This is a genomic window from Psychromarinibacter sediminicola (assembly GCF_029168335.1).
Lineage (GTDB): Bacteria > Pseudomonadota > Alphaproteobacteria > Rhodobacterales > Rhodobacteraceae > Psychromarinibacter > Psychromarinibacter sediminicola.
Genome location: NZ_JARGYC010000012.1, coordinates 44,549 through 59,846, shown reverse-complemented (window position 1 = coordinate 59,846; position 15,298 = coordinate 44,549). Strand labels below are relative to the sequence as shown.

General features: G+C 70.1%; 14 protein-coding genes. 6 read left to right on the top strand and 8 right to left on the bottom strand.

What is annotated here, in order from left to right; genetic code table 11:
- Positions 1-6 precede the first annotated feature (6 nt).
- Positions 7-732 carry a proteasome-type protease gene (locus P1J78_RS06595; protein WP_275566538.1) on the top strand — a complete coding sequence of 242 codons (726 nt, stop codon included), beginning with the start codon at positions 7-9 and terminating at the stop codon, positions 730-732.
- 288 nt (positions 733-1,020) lie between these two features.
- Here P1J78_RS06595 and P1J78_RS06590 read toward each other — a convergent pair whose 3' ends face one another.
- Positions 1,021-1,698: an SIMPL domain-containing protein gene (locus tag P1J78_RS06590; protein ID WP_275566537.1), complete on the bottom strand. Its 678-nt coding sequence runs from the start codon at positions 1,696-1,698 to the stop codon at positions 1,021-1,023.
- A 165-nt stretch (positions 1,699-1,863) separates the two neighbouring features.
- On the opposite strand from P1J78_RS06590, the gene P1J78_RS06585 reads away from it, so the two are divergent.
- On the top strand, positions 1,864-5,562 hold the full coding sequence (locus tag P1J78_RS06585) for a hypothetical protein (protein ID WP_275566536.1): 3,699 nt from the start codon (positions 1,864-1,866) through the stop codon (positions 5,560-5,562).
- Positions 5,563-5,719: 157 nt separating this feature from the next.
- Here P1J78_RS06585 and hppD read toward each other — a convergent pair whose 3' ends face one another.
- On the bottom strand, positions 5,720-6,826 hold the full coding sequence (gene hppD, locus P1J78_RS06580; RefSeq protein ID WP_275566535.1) for a 4-hydroxyphenylpyruvate dioxygenase: 1,107 nt from the start codon (positions 6,824-6,826) through the stop codon (positions 5,720-5,722).
- A gap of 138 nt (positions 6,827-6,964) precedes the next feature.
- Here hppD and P1J78_RS06575 point away from each other — a divergent pair, with 138 nt between their 5' ends.
- From P1J78_RS06575 to P1J78_RS06565, 3 genes are all read left to right on the top strand, one after another.
- Positions 6,965-7,423 (top strand): Lrp/AsnC family transcriptional regulator, encoded by a 459-nt coding sequence (locus P1J78_RS06575; protein WP_275566534.1) that lies wholly within the window; start codon positions 6,965-6,967, stop codon positions 7,421-7,423.
- A gap of 65 nt (positions 7,424-7,488) precedes the next feature.
- Positions 7,489-8,844 carry a PAS domain-containing protein gene (locus tag P1J78_RS06570; protein ID WP_275566533.1) on the top strand — a complete coding sequence of 452 codons (1,356 nt, stop codon included), beginning with the start codon at positions 7,489-7,491 and terminating at the stop codon, positions 8,842-8,844.
- 187 nt (positions 8,845-9,031) lie between these two features.
- Positions 9,032-10,933 (top strand): cation:proton antiporter domain-containing protein, encoded by a 1,902-nt coding sequence (locus tag P1J78_RS06565; RefSeq protein ID WP_275566532.1) that lies wholly within the window; start codon positions 9,032-9,034, stop codon positions 10,931-10,933.
- 90 nt (positions 10,934-11,023) lie between these two features.
- Here P1J78_RS06565 and cobT read toward each other — a convergent pair whose 3' ends face one another.
- Positions 11,024-12,043, bottom strand: coding sequence for a nicotinate-nucleotide--dimethylbenzimidazole phosphoribosyltransferase (gene cobT, locus P1J78_RS06560; RefSeq protein WP_275566531.1), 1,020 nt, complete (start codon positions 12,041-12,043; stop codon positions 11,024-11,026).
- 49 nt (positions 12,044-12,092) lie between these two features.
- On the opposite strand from cobT, the gene cobS reads away from it, so the two are divergent.
- Positions 12,093-12,857: an adenosylcobinamide-GDP ribazoletransferase gene (gene cobS / locus P1J78_RS06555; protein ID WP_275566530.1), complete on the top strand. Its 765-nt coding sequence runs from the start codon at positions 12,093-12,095 to the stop codon at positions 12,855-12,857.
- 69 nt (positions 12,858-12,926) lie between these two features.
- Here the strand turns inward: cobS and P1J78_RS06550 are convergent, their stop codons facing one another.
- From P1J78_RS06550 to P1J78_RS06530, 5 genes are all read right to left on the bottom strand, one after another.
- Positions 12,927-13,436, bottom strand: coding sequence for a CarD family transcriptional regulator (locus P1J78_RS06550; protein WP_275566529.1), 510 nt, complete (start codon positions 13,434-13,436; stop codon positions 12,927-12,929).
- 304 nt (positions 13,437-13,740) lie between these two features.
- Positions 13,741-14,079 (bottom strand): ferredoxin FdxA, encoded by a 339-nt coding sequence (fdxA, locus tag P1J78_RS06545; RefSeq protein ID WP_275566528.1) that lies wholly within the window; start codon positions 14,077-14,079, stop codon positions 13,741-13,743.
- Positions 14,080-14,128: 49 nt separating this feature from the next.
- Positions 14,129-14,509 (bottom strand): Hsp15 family ribosome-associated heat shock protein, encoded by a 381-nt coding sequence (locus P1J78_RS06540; RefSeq protein ID WP_275566527.1) that lies wholly within the window; start codon positions 14,507-14,509, stop codon positions 14,129-14,131.
- Positions 14,510-14,517: 8 nt separating this feature from the next.
- On the bottom strand, positions 14,518-14,976 hold the full coding sequence (locus P1J78_RS06535) for a PIN domain-containing protein (protein ID WP_275566526.1): 459 nt from the start codon (positions 14,974-14,976) through the stop codon (positions 14,518-14,520).
- A complete protein-coding gene (locus P1J78_RS06530) occupies positions 14,977-15,282 on the bottom strand; it encodes a hypothetical protein (RefSeq protein ID WP_275566525.1) in 306 nt (101 codons plus the stop codon).
- Positions 15,283-15,298 lie beyond the last annotated feature (16 nt).

Below are 15,298 nucleotides of genomic sequence, written 5' to 3'. Positions count from 1 at the left end.
CGGGACATGACCTATTGCGTGGGGCTTCTTCTGGATGCCGGCATCGTGATGCTGTCCGACACCCGGACCAATGCCGGGCTCGACAACATCTCGACCTATCGCAAGATGTTCCTGTTCGAGGAGCCGGGCGAGCGGGTGATCGGCATTCTCACCGCCGGGTCGCTGAGCGTGACGCAGACCGCGCTGGCGCGGCTGGACGAGGCGGCGAAGGACCGCAGCCCGGACGCGGGCGATTCGATCCTGACGGCCGAGACGATGCTGCGGGTGGCCGAGATCGTGGGCGACACGCTGGCCGAGGTGTCCAGCGACATCGCCTCGCGGATGACCGCCGGCGCGGAGCGCGCGAGCGCCAGCATGGTGGTGGCCGGGCAGCGGCGCGGCGGGGCGATGCGGCTGTTCCTGATCTATCCCGAGGGGAATTTCATCGAGGCCACGCGCGACACGCCGTTCCTGCAGATCGGCGAGCACAAGTACGGCAAGCCGATCCTGGACCGCGTGGTGCGGCCGGAGACCTCGCTGGCGGATGCGCAGAAGGCGGTGCTGCTGAGCATGGATTCGACGCTGCGGTCGAACCTGTCGGTGGGGATGCCGCTGGATCTGGCGGTGATCGAGCGCGACGCCTGCCGGGTCACCGATCAGCGACGGATCGAGGCGCAGGACGAGGGCTTCCGCCGGATGTCCGAGGCCTGGAGCCAGGCGCTGCGGGATTCGTTCCAGCGGATCGAGATCTGAGCGGCGGCTGGCATATGGCCGCGCTGCCGCGCGACGCTTTTTTCCGCCCGTGGGGAGGTGTCGCGCCGTGGCGGGGGTGGTCTCCTGTGGCGCTGTCGGGCGTGCGTATTTTTCAACGAGAAGAAGCCCGGGGGGCGGTCGTTGCGGGCCGGTGAGTGCGAGGACCATGGCGGTTTCGGCGCTGGTGGTGGCTTCGCCCTTGGCGCCGGTGTGCCGGGGCCGGCGTGGTCGCGTGGGGCGCGGGGCGGATTGCGTATTTGGAACGAGAAGAGGCCCAGGGGGACGGCGTCAGGGGCCGGTGATCTGGAAGACCATGGTGACCTCGGCGCTGATGGTGACCTCGCCTTCGGCGACGGGGACCGGGGCGGCGGCCGCGGCGCGCATCATCTCGGGGCGGCCGGAGCCGGGCGATTCGTTGAATTCGAGCACCGGGCCGAGGGTGAGGCCGGCGGCGTCGGCGAAGAGTTCGGCCTTGTGCATCGCGTCGGCCACGGCGCGGCGGCGGGCCTCGTCGCGGGCGGGGGCCGGATCCTGCAGGTCGAAGCGCAGGCCGCGGAAGGTGTTGGCGCCGGCATCGAGGACGGCGCCCAGCACCGCGCCCAGGCGGTCGAGATCGCGCAGTTTCGCGGTGACGATGTTGGTGGCGCGGAAGCCGGTGATGCGCTCTCCCTCCGTGGTGGAGGCGCTGGACCGGATCGGCGAGAGGGTCAGTTCGCCGGTCTGCACGTCGGTGTCGGCGAGGCCGGCGGCGGCCAGCGTGTCGAGGATGCCGGCGGTGGCGGCGGAGGCCGCATCCATGGCGCGGGCGGGCTCCTTCGCCTCGGTCGTGACGCCCAGGGTCAGCACCGCCATGTCGGGGGGCTGGGCCACCTGGCCCTCGCCGGTGACGGTGAGGCGGTGGGGCGGCTCCTGCGCCGCGGCGGGCAGCACGAACAGAACGGTCAGCAGCAGAGCGAGGGCGCGCATGGTCGAGGGCCTTTCACGATTGCGGCAACTGTCGGGTGTTGCGGGCGGCGTCGCAAGGTCGCGGGCGGGTGTTTTGCTTTATCTCGGCGGTTTGTTGCTTTAAACAGCCCTCCACACGGGAGCGCGACTCCCACGCGCCTCCCCGACATATTATAGACGGCACGCATGAAACCCAGTTTCGCCCTGAACCTCTCGCATGACGGAATCAGCCTTTTGCACCGGGCCCAGGCCGGCTGGCTGAGCGTGGGCGACGTGTCGCTGGATGCGCCCGATCTGGTCGACGAGCTGGTGGTTCTGCGGCGCACGGCGGCGGATCTGGAAGCGGAGGGTATGACCACCAAGCTGGTGATCCCGAACTCGCAGATCCTCTATGTCGAGGTGGACGCGCCGGGGCCGAGCCGGGCGGACCGGATCGCGCAGATTCGCGACGCGCTGGTGGGGTTGACGCCGTACGATCCGAGCGATCTGGTCTTCGACTGGAAGATGAAGAAGGGCAAGGCGCAGGTCGCCGTGGTCACGCGCGCGACGCTGGCCGAGGCGGAGACCTTCGCGACCCAGTACCGGTTCAACCCGGTCTCCTTCGTCGCGATGCCGGCGAAGGGGGAGTTCGACGGCGAGCCGTTCTTCGGCCCGACGCGGCATGCGGCGCGGCTGCTGGAGGGCGGCGAGACGGTCGAACCGGACAAGCGGCGGATCGAGGTTCTGGGCAAGCTGGGCGACGCGCCGGAGCCGGCGGAGGCGTCGGCGCCGAAGCCGCGGCGGGGGCGCGGGGGCGCGGCGGTGGCGGCCGTCGAAGAGGCGGAGGCCGCGCCTGGCGATCCGGTGCCGGGCGGGGCCGGGCCGGAGCACGAGGCGGCGACGGAGGCCCCAGAGGCCGCGGAGGGCGGCGTGGTCTTCTCGCATTCCCAGGCCGCGCCGGACGACAGCGAGGCTACGGCGGAGCCCGAGCCGGAGGTGCCGCTGTCCTTTGCGTCGCGCCGGGGCGCTGCGGCGCATGTCAACGGTCATGCCGTGCCGCCGGCCGCTGCCGCGCCGGCGCCCGAAGCGCCGCCCGCCGGGCCGAAGGTGGAGGATCTGCCGCCGGTGGAGAGCCGCCCCGCCGTGCGGGTTGCGCCGCCGGAGAACGAGGCCGCTGCGCCCGAGACCACGTCGCCCGAGAGCGCTGCGCCCGAGGGCGCCGACGACGCGCCTTCCGCCGGGGCCGCGCCGGAGGAGAGCGCCCCGGGGCCGCGCCGGGTGCCGCCGGTGAAGCGGGTCAACGGCGCGCCGCTGCCGCCGCCGGTGAAGATCACGCCGCGCTCGACCGATCCCGCCTCGCCCGCCGCCCGCGCGGCGGCCGTCAATCCGGAGGCGCCGGAACTGGCGAAGAAGGCCGACCCGGTGATGGACATGGCCGCCGACACCGCGTTGGGCGCTGCGGTGCCGGAGCGCAAGGGGCGCGGCCGGCTGGCGGACACGCTGGGGCGGATGAGCGGCCGGGACAAGGCGGCGCGCGAGAGCTCGGCCGCCGAGGAGATGGCGACGGCGCTGAAGGGGCCGGCGACGACCTTCGACCGGCCCTCGGCCCCGCCGTCGAAGCCGGAAAAAGCGCGGCCGGTCACGGCGACCGAGGCCGATGCGATGACGGTGTTCGGCGCGCGCGGGCAGGTGCCGCCGCGGGCGCGTCCGCGCTTCTTGGGCGCGGCGCTGACGCTCATCGTGCTGCTGGCGCTGGCGGCGGTGGCGCTGTGGTCGACCTGGCTCATGGACGACGTCGCCTCGGGCTGGTTCGGGCTCGGCGACGAGCCGGCGGTGACCGAAGCGGAAGAGCCGGCGCCGGTGATCGTGCCCGACACGCTGACCCCGGCGACCGAGCCGGAGCCGGAGATCGCCGGCCTGCCGGACGGGGCCGAGCCGGATGCGGCGGGTGCGGGGTCGGAGGCGGCTACGGAGGCGCCGGCCGAGGATACGCCGCCGGTCGAGCCGTCGGTGCCGCTGCCGGGGATCGAGGTGACGGCGCTGCAGCCGGAGCCCGACGAGACGCCGCCCGTCGCGCCGGACGCGCCGCGGGTCGAGACGGAGGGCGCCGCGACGCCGCCCGCCGCGCCCGAGGAGACGCCGCCGGCGGTCACCGGGGCGGGCGATACGCCGCCGGAGCTGGCCGCGGCGTCCCCGGCGCTTCCCGAGACGCCCGGGATCGACACCAGCGCGGCGGAGCCGCCCGCCGTGCCCGAGGCGCCGGCGGAGGATACTGCGGCGGGGGCTTCCGGCGCCACGTCGCTGGACGACACGCCGCCCTCCGACATCGCGACGATCGCGCCGGAACTGGCCGACAGCGCCGCGCCGAGCAGCGACATCACCGCCCCTGCCGATGGCGGCGCGGCGCCGGACGAGCTGGAGATCGTCCGGCTGGACGCGCCGCCCGCCTCCGAGGACGCGCCGCAGGCGGAGGTCTCGGCCCCGGCGCCGACGCAGGTGGCGCCGCCGACGCCGGCGGAGGCCGAGGCGATCTACGAGCGGACCGGGGTATCAGTGCTGGCGCCGCCGGCGATAGACAGCCCCGGCATCGACCGGATCGACGGCACCGTGCTGTCCTCGGCCGACGTGGCGCTGGCCGAGCCGGCGGAGCGGGGGCTGCCCGAGGCGGAGGCGCTGGTGCCCGAGGCGCCGACGCCGGCGACGGCTGGGCGGCCGCCGCTGCCGCTGGTCGAGTTCGATCTGGACGCGCGCGGGCTGGTGCGGGCGACCGAGGAGGGCGCGCTGTCGCCCAAGGGCGTGATGGTCTATCGGGGCGAGCCCTCGGTGGTGCCGCCGCCGCGTCCGGGCACCGAGCCGCCGGTGGACGATAGCCAGCTGCGCGAGGCGCCGGGTCTGGAGACGCCGGCCGAAGAGACCGAGCTGGCGGTCGAGACGCCGGCCGAAGCGCCGCCGCTGCGGCCGGAAGAGATCGTCGAGGCCGCGGCGCCGCCGGCGGAGGAGGCCGGCGCGGCGCCCGAGGGCGAAGCGGCCGCCGCCGCGGCGGAGGAGACCGCCGCGCTGGATCCCGAGAGGGTGTCCGACCTGGCGCCGATCCTGGACGAGAGCGACCTGGCCGAGGCCGAGGAGCGGGCCCGCTTCGGCGGCCTGACGCGCGAGGAACTGGCCGCGATCCGGCCGACGGAACGGCCGGGGGAGGCGACCGTCGAGCTGGCCGCGGCGACGCCCGCGGACACGGCCGGCACGGCGGGCGACGGTCCCGCGGCGGAAACGGAGGCGGAAACGGAGGCCGTGCCGGAGCCGGATCCGGACGATCCGCTGATCGACTACGCCGATGTGGTGCCGCCGCTGCGCCCGGGCACCGAGGTGCCGGGGCGGGGGGACAACAACCCGTCGCTGGCGGGCGAGTTGCTGGAGGAAGAGACCGCCGCGCTGGACGGCGAGGCGGAGGCCGCGGTCGAAGAGCAGACGTTCGAGGATGCCACCGAGCTGGCCGTGGCCGCCTCGCTGACGCCGGCCACCCGCCCGGCGGGCTTTGCCTCGGTGGTGCAGGCGGCGCTGGACGAGGCGGCCACCGCGCCGGCCCCACCGCAGGAGGAGACGGCGGCGAACGATCCGACGCCCGACGTCTCGGTCCCGGTCCGGGCGCCCGAGATCCCCACCAGCGCCTCGGTCGCCGCCACGGCGACGGACGAGAACGCGCTGCGGCTGAACCGGGTGAACCTGATCGGCATCTACGGCTCGGCCAGCAACCGCCGGGCGCTGGTGCGGCTGGCCTCCGGCCGCTACGTGAAGGTGCAGGTGGGCGACGAGGTGGATGGCGGCCAGGTGGCGGCCATCGGCGACGACCGGCTGAGCTATGTCAAGCGGGGCCGGACGATCACGCTGACCCTGCCCACGAGCGGCTGATCCGCGGGCGGGCCGCTGCCGAAAGGCGCGCTGCCGCGCAAGATATTTTCTGCGAACGGCGCCGTGTCGCCCCTGTTCGAAGGCTCTCGCGAACGCACGCCGGGACGGGGCGCGCGCGTGGCGGGCCCCGTCCCGGGTGGTCTTCCGCGAGTGGAAGCTATTCCGCGGCGGTGTCCTCTTTCAGCACGCCGCGTTCGATCTGGTCCTGTTCGATGGATTCGAAGAGCGCCTTGAAGTTGCCCTCGCCGAAGCCGTCGTCGCCCTTGCGCTGGATGAACTCGAAGAAGATCGGGCCGATCACGGTCTTCGAGAAGATCTGCAGGAGGATCTTGGTCTCGCCGCCATCCACGACGCCCTCGCCGTCGATCAGGATGCCATGCTTCTGCATCCGGTCGAGCGGTTCCTCGTGCCCCTGCACGCGGTCGTAGCTCATCTCGTAATAGGTCCGCGGCGGGGTGGGCATGAATTTCAGCCCCTTCTCGGCGATGGCGTCGACCGAGTCGTAGATCCCGTCGGTGCCCACGGCGATGTGCTGGATGCCCTCGCCGTTGTAGCGCTTGAGGTATTCGACGATCTGCCCGGTCTCGCCGCGGTCCTCGTTGATCGGGATGCGGATGCGGCCGCAGGGCGAGGTCAGCGCGCGGCTGGTCAGCCCGGTATACTTGCCCGAGATGTCGAAGAAGCGGATCTCGCGGAAGTTGAACAGGTCGCCGTAGAAGCCGAACCACTTGTCCATGTTGCCCTTGTGGACGTTGTGGGTCAGGTGGTCGAGGTAGTAGAAGCCGACGCCCTCGGGCTTGGACTGCCGGATCCAGTCGAACTCGCCGTTATAGGGCGAGGTCTCGTAATAGTCCTCGATGAAGTAGATCAGCGAGCCGCCGATGCCGCGGATCGCGGGGACGTCCATCGTCTTGCCGTCGTCCTCGTAGGGCTCGGCGCCCTTGGCGACCGCGTGGTCGAAGGCGTGCCGCGCGTCCACCACGCGCCAGGCCATCGACGGGGCGCAGGGGCCGTGTTCCTCGACGAAGGCGCGGGCGTGGCTGCCCGGCTCGTCGTTGATCACATAGGTGATGTCGCCCTGCTGCCAGAGCTCGATCGCCTTGCTCTTGTGGTTGGCGACATGTTCATAGCCCATGCGGGCGAACAGCTCGCGCAGTTTTTCCGGTTCGGGATGGGCGAATTCGACGAATTCAAAGCCGTCGGTGCCGGCCGGGTTCTCGGCCGTGATCTCGGATTTCGGGCGGTCGTGCGGGAAGGGGCCCATGGGTGTTCCTCCTCTCCTTCATGATTCACCGGGAAATGTAGCGGCGCGGATGCAGGATTTCTGCGCATTCTGGTTCACAGTTTGCGCACGGGATGCGCGGGTTTGACGGAATTGGCCCGGAGGGTGCATCATTCCCGCATGGATCTGGACGACACCGACAAACGCCTTCTGGCGGCGCTGCAGGCGGACGCGCAGGCGACGGCGGAACAGCTGGGCGCGGTGCTCAACCTCAGCCCCAGCCAGGCGGGCCGCCGGCGCCAGCGGCTGGAGCAGGCGGGGTTCATCGAGCGCTACGCGGCGCGGCTGAACCCGAAGCGGCTGGGCCTGACCGTCCAGGCCTTCGTGCAGGTGCAGATGGCGACGCACGAGCCGGAGAAGGTGAAGGGCTTTACGCGAATCGTCGCGTTCCGGCCCGAGATCGTCAGCGCCTGGACGCTGACCGGCGAGGCCGATTACCTGCTGCGGGTCTATTGCGCCGACCTGACGGGGCTGAACGAGTTGATCCACCACGTGTTGTTGCCGCATCCGGCCGTGGCCCGGGTGCAGAGCCAGATCGTGATGGACCAGATCAAGGCGGACGCGCCGCTTCCGACCTGACGCCTTAAGACCCTGGCAAGGGATTACCGTTATGCGTGGTCGCGTCAGGTGCGGAGCTTGTTTTCATGGATACGGTCGAAAGCTGGGACAACGACATCGCCGAGTCGGTCGCGCCGGCGGGCGCAGAGGCCGGGGACGGCCCCGACACGGCGGAGGAGGCCGCCGGCGACGGGCCGCCCGATGGCGACACGTCCGGCGCGCGGTCCGGCGACGACCGCGCGCGCGCGGCGCGCCCGCAGCATGGCGAGGCGCCGTTCCAATTGGACGAGGTGTTCTTCTCGCGCACCGACGCGCGCGGCGTGATCCGGGCCGGCAACAACGTCTTCCGCCGGGTCGCGGATTACGACTGGGACGCGATGCTGGGCGCGCCGCACAAGGTCATCCGCCATCCCGACATGCCCAAGGGGCTGTTCTGGCTGTTCTGGGACAGGATCAAGCGCGGCGAGACGATCGGCGCCTATGTCAGGAATCGCGCCCGCGACGGGTTGTCCTATTGGGTCTTCGCCGTGGCGATGCCCTGCGGCGACGGCTATCTTTCGGCCCGGATCAAGCCCACGAGCGAGCTTCGCGACCAGGTGGAAGAGCTCTATGCCGAACAGGTCCGGCAGGAGCGCGACCAGGGCCTGAGCCCGCAGGACAGCGCCGCCTGGATGCAGGAGCGCATCGCGGCGATGGGGTTTCCCGACTATCCCCGCTTTGCCGCCCATGCGCTGAGCGAGGAACTGATGGCGCGCGACGCCGGGCTGGGGCTCGGCCAGGACCAGTGCATCGGCGGCTTCCGGACGATGCTGGACTGCGCCGAATCGCTGAAGTCGGAAACCGACATGCTGGTACGCGAATTCGCGATGACCGAGATCATCCCGCACAACATGCGCGTGATCGCCTCGCGGCTGGAGCCGAACGGCGGGCCGATCTCGACCCTGTCGACCAATTACGGCGGCATGTCGCGCGAGATGTCGCGCTGGTTCCAGACCAACGTTGTGGGCGAGAGCAGCAATTTCGGCTCGATCGAGGGCACGGTCAGCGAGAGCATGTTCATCGAATGCATGGTCCGGTTGCTGAACGAATGCGCCCGGCAGCTCGACACCGAGCGGCACGCGCTGGGGCCGGTCGACCTGAAGGCGGAGCGGGGCTACCTCGACGGGCTGGCCACCGATTACCGCGCGAAGGCGCGGGCGCGGCAGGATCAGCTGGCCGAGGAGACGCGCCGCATCCTGGACGCCTGCAAGAAGATGAACCGGCATATCCTGGGCCTGTCCACCACGCGGGTGATGTGCAAGATCGAGGGCGCGCGCCTCTACGAGGGGCGCGAAAGCCTCAACGACATCATCGGCGAGCTCAACGGTATCCAGCAGCGAATCCGCGCGAGCCTCGCCCGGATCGAGGATCTGAGCGGCACGATCCGCGGCCTGCTGACCTGACCGTCGGCGGCGGCCGGCCCGCAGGGCGCCGTGCCCATGGGCGCGGCGTGCCGGCCGCGCGGCCTTGTTGCGCAAAATGCGGCCGCGGGCGCAATTCTGGGCCCGACAAGGCTATCGGGCCGCCCGGCGGATGCTATAACCGCGCGCAGAGACCCCGCGATCTGCCCAACGTGAAAGCGCCGCCCCGATGGAAGGATTCCTGTTCCAGGCCACGATCTACCTTGCCACCACGGTCATCGCCGTGCCCATCGCGGCGCGGCTGGGGCTTGGGTCGGTGCTGGGCTATCTCGTGGCAGGGCTGCTGATCGGCCCGGTCTTTCATCTGGTGGGCGAGACCGGGGACCTTCAGCATTTCGCCGAATTCGGCGTCGTCATGATGCTGTTCCTGATCGGGCTGGAGATGGACCCCCGCGCGCTGTGGGACATGCGCGACCGGCTGCTGGGGCTGGGGGTGATGCAGATCCTGATCACCGTGGCGCTGATCGCCGCGGGCGCGGTGGCGCTGGGCCAGCCATTGGCCACGGGCCTCGCCATAGGCATGATCTTCGCCCTGTCCTCGACCGCGATCGTGCTGCAGACGCTGTCGGAGAAGGGGCTGATCCAGACCAGCGGCGGGCGGTCGGCCTTCTCGGTCCTGCTGACGCAGGATATCGCGGTGATCCCGATGCTGATCCTGCTGCCGCTCCTGGCCGCCGCGCCGCGGCCGTTCTTCAATCCCGACGGCTCGATGAACCGGCCGGCGAGCCCCGCGGTCCCGCACGGGGAGGGGGCCGGCGGCGACGGCCACGCGGCGGCGATGTCGCTGGTCGAGGGACTGCCGGGCTGGGGCGCGACGCTGGTGACGATGGCGGTGGTCGCGGCCGTGATCCTGGGCGGCATCTACCTGATCCGGCCGCTGTTTCACTTCATCCACACTGCGCGCCTGCGCGAACTCTACACCGCCTTCGCGCTTCTAATCGTGATCGGCGTCGCCTTCGTGATGACGCTGGTCGGCCTGTCGCCGGCGCTGGGGACCTTCCTCGCGGGGGTGGTGCTGGCCAATTCCGAGCTTCGCCACGAGCTGGAATCGAACATCGAGCCGTTCAAGGGCCTGCTGCTGGGCCTGTTCTTCATCACCGTGGGCGCGGGCATCAACGTGCAGATCTTCTTTGCGCAGCCGTTCCTGCTGATCGGCCTGACGCTGGCGATCATGGTGATCAAGGGCGTGGTCCTGTTCGGGCTGGGCCGGATGTTCAAGCTCCGGCGCCGCGACCAGTGGCTGTTCACGCTGGGGCTGGCGCAGGCGGGGGAATTCGGCTTTGTCCTGCTGTCGTTCTCGCAGCAGCAGGGGGTCTTGTCGGCGACGATGTCGCAGAACCTGCTTCTGATCGTGGCTCTGTCGATGCTGCTGACGCCGCTGATGTTCCTGGCGCAGGAGTTCCTGAGCCGCTGGGGGGCCGAGCCCGAGGACGGCCCGCGCGAGGACGACATCGGCGCCGAGGGGCCGATCATCATCGCCGGGATGGGGCGGTTCGGACAGGCCGTGAACCGGATGGTACAGATGTCGGGCTTCCGGACGACGGTGCTGGACAACAACCTGCAGACGATCCAGCTGATGCGGAAATTCGGCTTCAAGGGCTATTTCGGCGACCCGACGCGGCCGGATGTGCTGCGCGCGGCCGGGCTGATGGAGGCGAAAGTGCTGGTCGTGGCGCTGGACGGACGCGAGGCGGTCACACGGCTGGTGGCCTATGCGCGGCGCGAGCGACCGGACCTGCATATCGTGGCGCGGGCGCGCGACCGGGTGCATGTCTACCAGCTCTACCGCGCCGGGGCGAACGACATCGTGCGCGAGCTGTTCGATTCGTCCCTGCGCGCCGGACGCTACGTGCTGGAGAATATGGGGCTCACCGATTACGAGGCGGCCGAGCTGGAACGGACGTACTTCAAGTACGACCGGCAGGCGGTGCGTTCGCTGGCGGAGGTGTGGAAACCGGGCGTTCCGATCGACCAGAACCCCGAATACATCGAACGGACGCGGGAGCTGAACGCCGAACTGGAGGCGGCGCTGCTACGGCAGTCGGCGGAGGATTCGAAGGAAGCCAGCTGAGCGGGGGCACGATCTTGGAAAGATCGTGGGGCAGGATTTTGGGAAAATCCTGCCGGGAAAAATCTTTGGAAGATTTTTCCGTCTCCGGCGTCAGCCGCCGGAGACGCCGGCCTCGGCGAAGGTGGCCATGCCGGAATGGCAGGCCAGCGCCCCCTTGACCACGCCGATGGCGAGCGCCGCGCCCGAGCCTTCGCCGAGCCGCATGCCGAGCGACAGGAGCGGCTGTTTGCCGAGCGCGTCGAGCAGGCGGGCATGCGCGGTCTCGGCCGAAAGATGCCCGGCGACGCAATGATCGAGCGCGCCCGGCGCGGCGCGGTCCAACGTGGCGGCGGCGGCGCAGCAGATGAAACCGTCGAGGATGACGGGCACCCGCAGGTGCCGCGCGGCGAGGATCGCGCCCGTCATCGCCGCCAGTTCGCGGCCGCCGAGGCGGCGCAGAACCTCCAGCGGGTCGGGCAGGGCGTCGCGGTGGCGGTCGAGCCCCTCGGCGACGACGCGCGCCTTGAGGGCGAGCCCCTCGGCGTCCACCCCGGTGCCGCGGCCGACCCAGTCCTCGGCCGCGCCGCCGAACAGCCCGGCGGCGACGGCGGCGGCGGCGGTGGTGTTGCCGATGCCCATCTCGCCCGCGACCAGCAGGTCGGCGGCGGGATCGACCGCGTCCCATCCGGTGCGCAGCGCGGCGAGGAAGCCGGCCTCGTCCATCGCGGGCGCCGCGGTGAAATCGGCGGTCGGCGTGTCGAGCGACAGCTCGTGGACATCGACACGGGCGCCGAACGCCCGGCCCAGCTGGTTGATCGCCGCCCCGCCGGCGCGGAAGTTGGCAACCATCTGGGTGGTCACCTCGGCTGGAAAGGCAGAGACGCCGCGCGCCGCGATGCCGTGATTGGCCGCGAAGACGACGATCTGCGGCGCCCGCAGCCGCGGCCGGGCCTCGCCGCGCCAACCCGCGTACCACTGCGCCAGCTCCTCCAGCCGGCCGAGCGCCGCGGGGGGCTTGGTCAGCTGCGCATTGCGGTCGGCCGCGGCGACCTGTGCGTCCCGGTCCGGGCCGGGCAGGCTGGCGAGGGCGGCGCGGATCGAGGCGAGGTCGGCGGGAGTCGTCGGGGCCATGCGGGTCTCTCGTTGCGTGCGGTCGGGCTTTCGGTCTATCGGGTCGTGCATGGAGAGAACAGGGCGAAATCCGGCGCTGGCGGTCCCCGGCGATATCGGGACGGCGCTGGCACTGCTGACACGGTTGCCGCTGCCGGCGCTTGGGGGCGACCGGGGCGCGGCCGCGGCCTGGGCGTGGCCGCTCGCGGGGCTCGCGGTGGGGCTGATCGCCGCCGTTGCGGGCGGCATGGCGGCATGGCTGGGCTTGCCCGACGGCGTGACCGCCGGGCTGGTTCTGGCCGCGTCGGTCGTCGTGACGGGCGCGCTGCACGAGGACGGGCTGGCGGATGTGGCGGACGGGCTCTGGGGCGGAGCCGAGCCGGCGCGGCGGCTGGAGATCATGAAGGACAGCCGCATTGGCAGCTACGGCGTGATCGCGCTGGTGCTGTCCCTCGGCCTGCGCTGGGCGGCGCTGGCCGAGATCGTGGGCACGGGCGGCCTGGCGGCGTCAGTGCTGGCGGCGGCGATGCTGTCGCGGGCGCCGATGGCGGTGCTGATGGCCGAGCTGCCGCCGGCGCGGGCGGACGGGCTGTCGCGGCATGTGGGCCGGCCGGCGCGCGCCACGGTCGCGTTGGGCCTCCTGCTGGCGCTGGCGGCGGCGCTTGTGCTGCTGGGGGCCTACGGGCTGGCGGTCTGCGCGGTGACGGCGATGCTGGCGCTGGGCTGCGCCGCGATCGCGCGGGCGAAGCTCGGCGGGCAGACCGGCGACGTGCTGGGCGCCACCCAGCAGATCTGCGAGATCGCGGTCCTGGCGCTCTGCGCCGCGGCCGTGTGAGCCCGAGAAAAAGGCCAAAAAAAGGCCGCCGCCCGAAGGCGACGGCCCCACGACAGGAAACCTTGCGGCTCAGGCGGCGCGGGTGATCAGCACGTCGTCCACCTGCTTCTGCGCGGCGATCTCGTCGGAGCCGGAGACGGCCGCGACCTCGCGCGTCAGACGCTCCAGCGCGGCCTCGTAAAGCTGCCGCTCGGAATAGGACTGCTCGCGCTGGTCGTCGGTGCGGTGCAGGTCGCGCACGACCTCGGCGATCGCGATCAGGTCGCCCGAGTTGATCTTCTGTTCGTATTCCTGCGCCCGGCGCGACCACATGGCGCGCTTCACCTTCGCCTTGCCCTTCAGCGTCTTCATCGCCTGGCTGACGATGTCGGGCGTCGACAGCGAGCGCAGCCCGGCCTCGGTCGCCTTGTGCGTGGGCACGCGCAGGGTCATCTTGTCCTTCTCGAACGAGATCACGAACAGTTCCAGCTTGATGCCGGCGATCTCCTGCTCTTCGATCGACACGATCTGGCCGACGCCATGCGCCGGGTAGACCACGTAATCGTTCGGGCGGAATTCCATCTTCTTCGTCTTAGTCATGCAGCGTCCTTCCTCGGAAGGCCCGTCAGGGCCCGTGACGAAGCTCCCCGGCGCCCGGCTTTCCCCCAGAGAAATCCGGACAGTGGCGCCAAAAAAACCATCCTCAGGAACAGAGCCCCTGCGGGTGGCATCGGGTTACCAGCGTCGATATGACGAGAATATAGCAGAAAAACGCTCAGATTCAAAGCACCACACAGCCGGCGCCGGCCAAAAACATGCGTTTTCAGCGGCTTGACAATGCCGAATTTTGGATCCCGGCCGGCGAAACGTTACGTCAACGATGCTGACGTGCCGAATCGGGGCTTCAGCCGCCCTCGCCGGGATTTTCCGAGAAGTACTTCTCCAGCTTGCCGGATTCGCCGTCGCGCTCCTCGGCATCGGGCAGCGGATCCTTCTTGGTGATGATGACCGGCCACATCTCGGAGTACTTGCGGTTGAACTCGACCCATTTCTCGGTGTCGGGCTCGGTGTCGGGCAGGATCGCCTCGGCGGGGCATTCGGGCTCGCAGACGCCGCAGTCGATGCATTCGTCGGGATGGATCACCAGCATGTTCTCGCCCTCGTAGAAGCAGTCCACGGGGCAGACCTCGACGCAGTCGGTGTATTTGCAGGCGATGCAGTTGTCGTTGACGATATAGGTCATGGGTGGTTCCGGCCTTTGGCTTGGGCCACAGCTATTCCAGCGGCGCGGATCATTCAAGGTCGGTTCGGCGGGCCGCGTCGGCCTTGCGGCGATCTTTCTTGGTCGGCCGGCCGCCGCGGTCGTATTTCGGCGCGGGCGGCGTCGGATCGGGCGCCGGCGTGAGATCGTCGTAGAGCGCCTGCGCCTCGGGCGCCGGGCCGCGCCGTGTGCCGGGGGCGAGGATGCGGACCACGCGGATGCGCTTGCCCTGCGCGAAGGTCAGCGTGTCGCCCGGGCCGACGGCGTGCGCCGGTTTCGACACCCGCGTCGCGTTCACCCGGACGTGACCGGCCGAGACCGTCTTGGCCGCCAGCCCGCGGGTCTTGAAGAAGCGCGCGTACCACAGCCACTTGTCGAGGCGGGTTTTGGGTGATGAGGGAGCTTCCGGCATCGGGTTATCTACTGGCTCGGCGACCGGTCGTGACGCAGGTTTATCGCGTCCATACCGAGATATGTCAGGAACCCGTAAAAGTCGAAATCCACAGTGATGACGGAAATCCCTTCATGGAACAGCGAGGCGATAGCGGTGTCGGTAAGTCCGAACTTGAAGAACTCGTCACGACTGCCGACGTCATGGCTTGGTACGTACAGCTCGCGCGCGGTCTGAGCATAGCGCACAAGAAGCTTGGCGGGTTCCGCACTCCTCGGGTCTTTTCCGATCCGCAACAGGTTGGATGTTTCCGTGAGGATGTTCGGTAGGGTCACATGGCCGGAGTACCGGGCCAGTCGGTTCTTGAGTAATGCAAGGTCAGTGGCATCAAACGCACCGAGTCGCCTGTGTGTGCTGATCGCGCCCGGGTTCGCCTCTCCCACGACGAAGAGAAGTACGAGGTTCGTGTCGATCAGTACTTCGGCCAATCAGGAAGCGATCCTTTTGAGCGCGCCATCGGAGCCTTGCAGTACAAACGTCCGGGTCTCTCTTACCGGCCGAACCTCTTCTTGGTGAACCAACGCGGCCAAGGCGTTTGTGCCCGGTTTCAGGATCGCAGTGCGCCCCACATCGAACCCGATTCTGACAAGCCATTCGTCTGCCTGCTCGTCGTAGTCGAGCTCTTCCAGAAGGGCATTCTTGACGTCCGCGGCGGCAAAGAACCGGTGAAATTCGGCGAACGCAGCATCCACCGCTTGCTGGGCGGAAAAGGTCTGGGCGGCTGCAATACTCATCGTCGCCTCCTGAAAC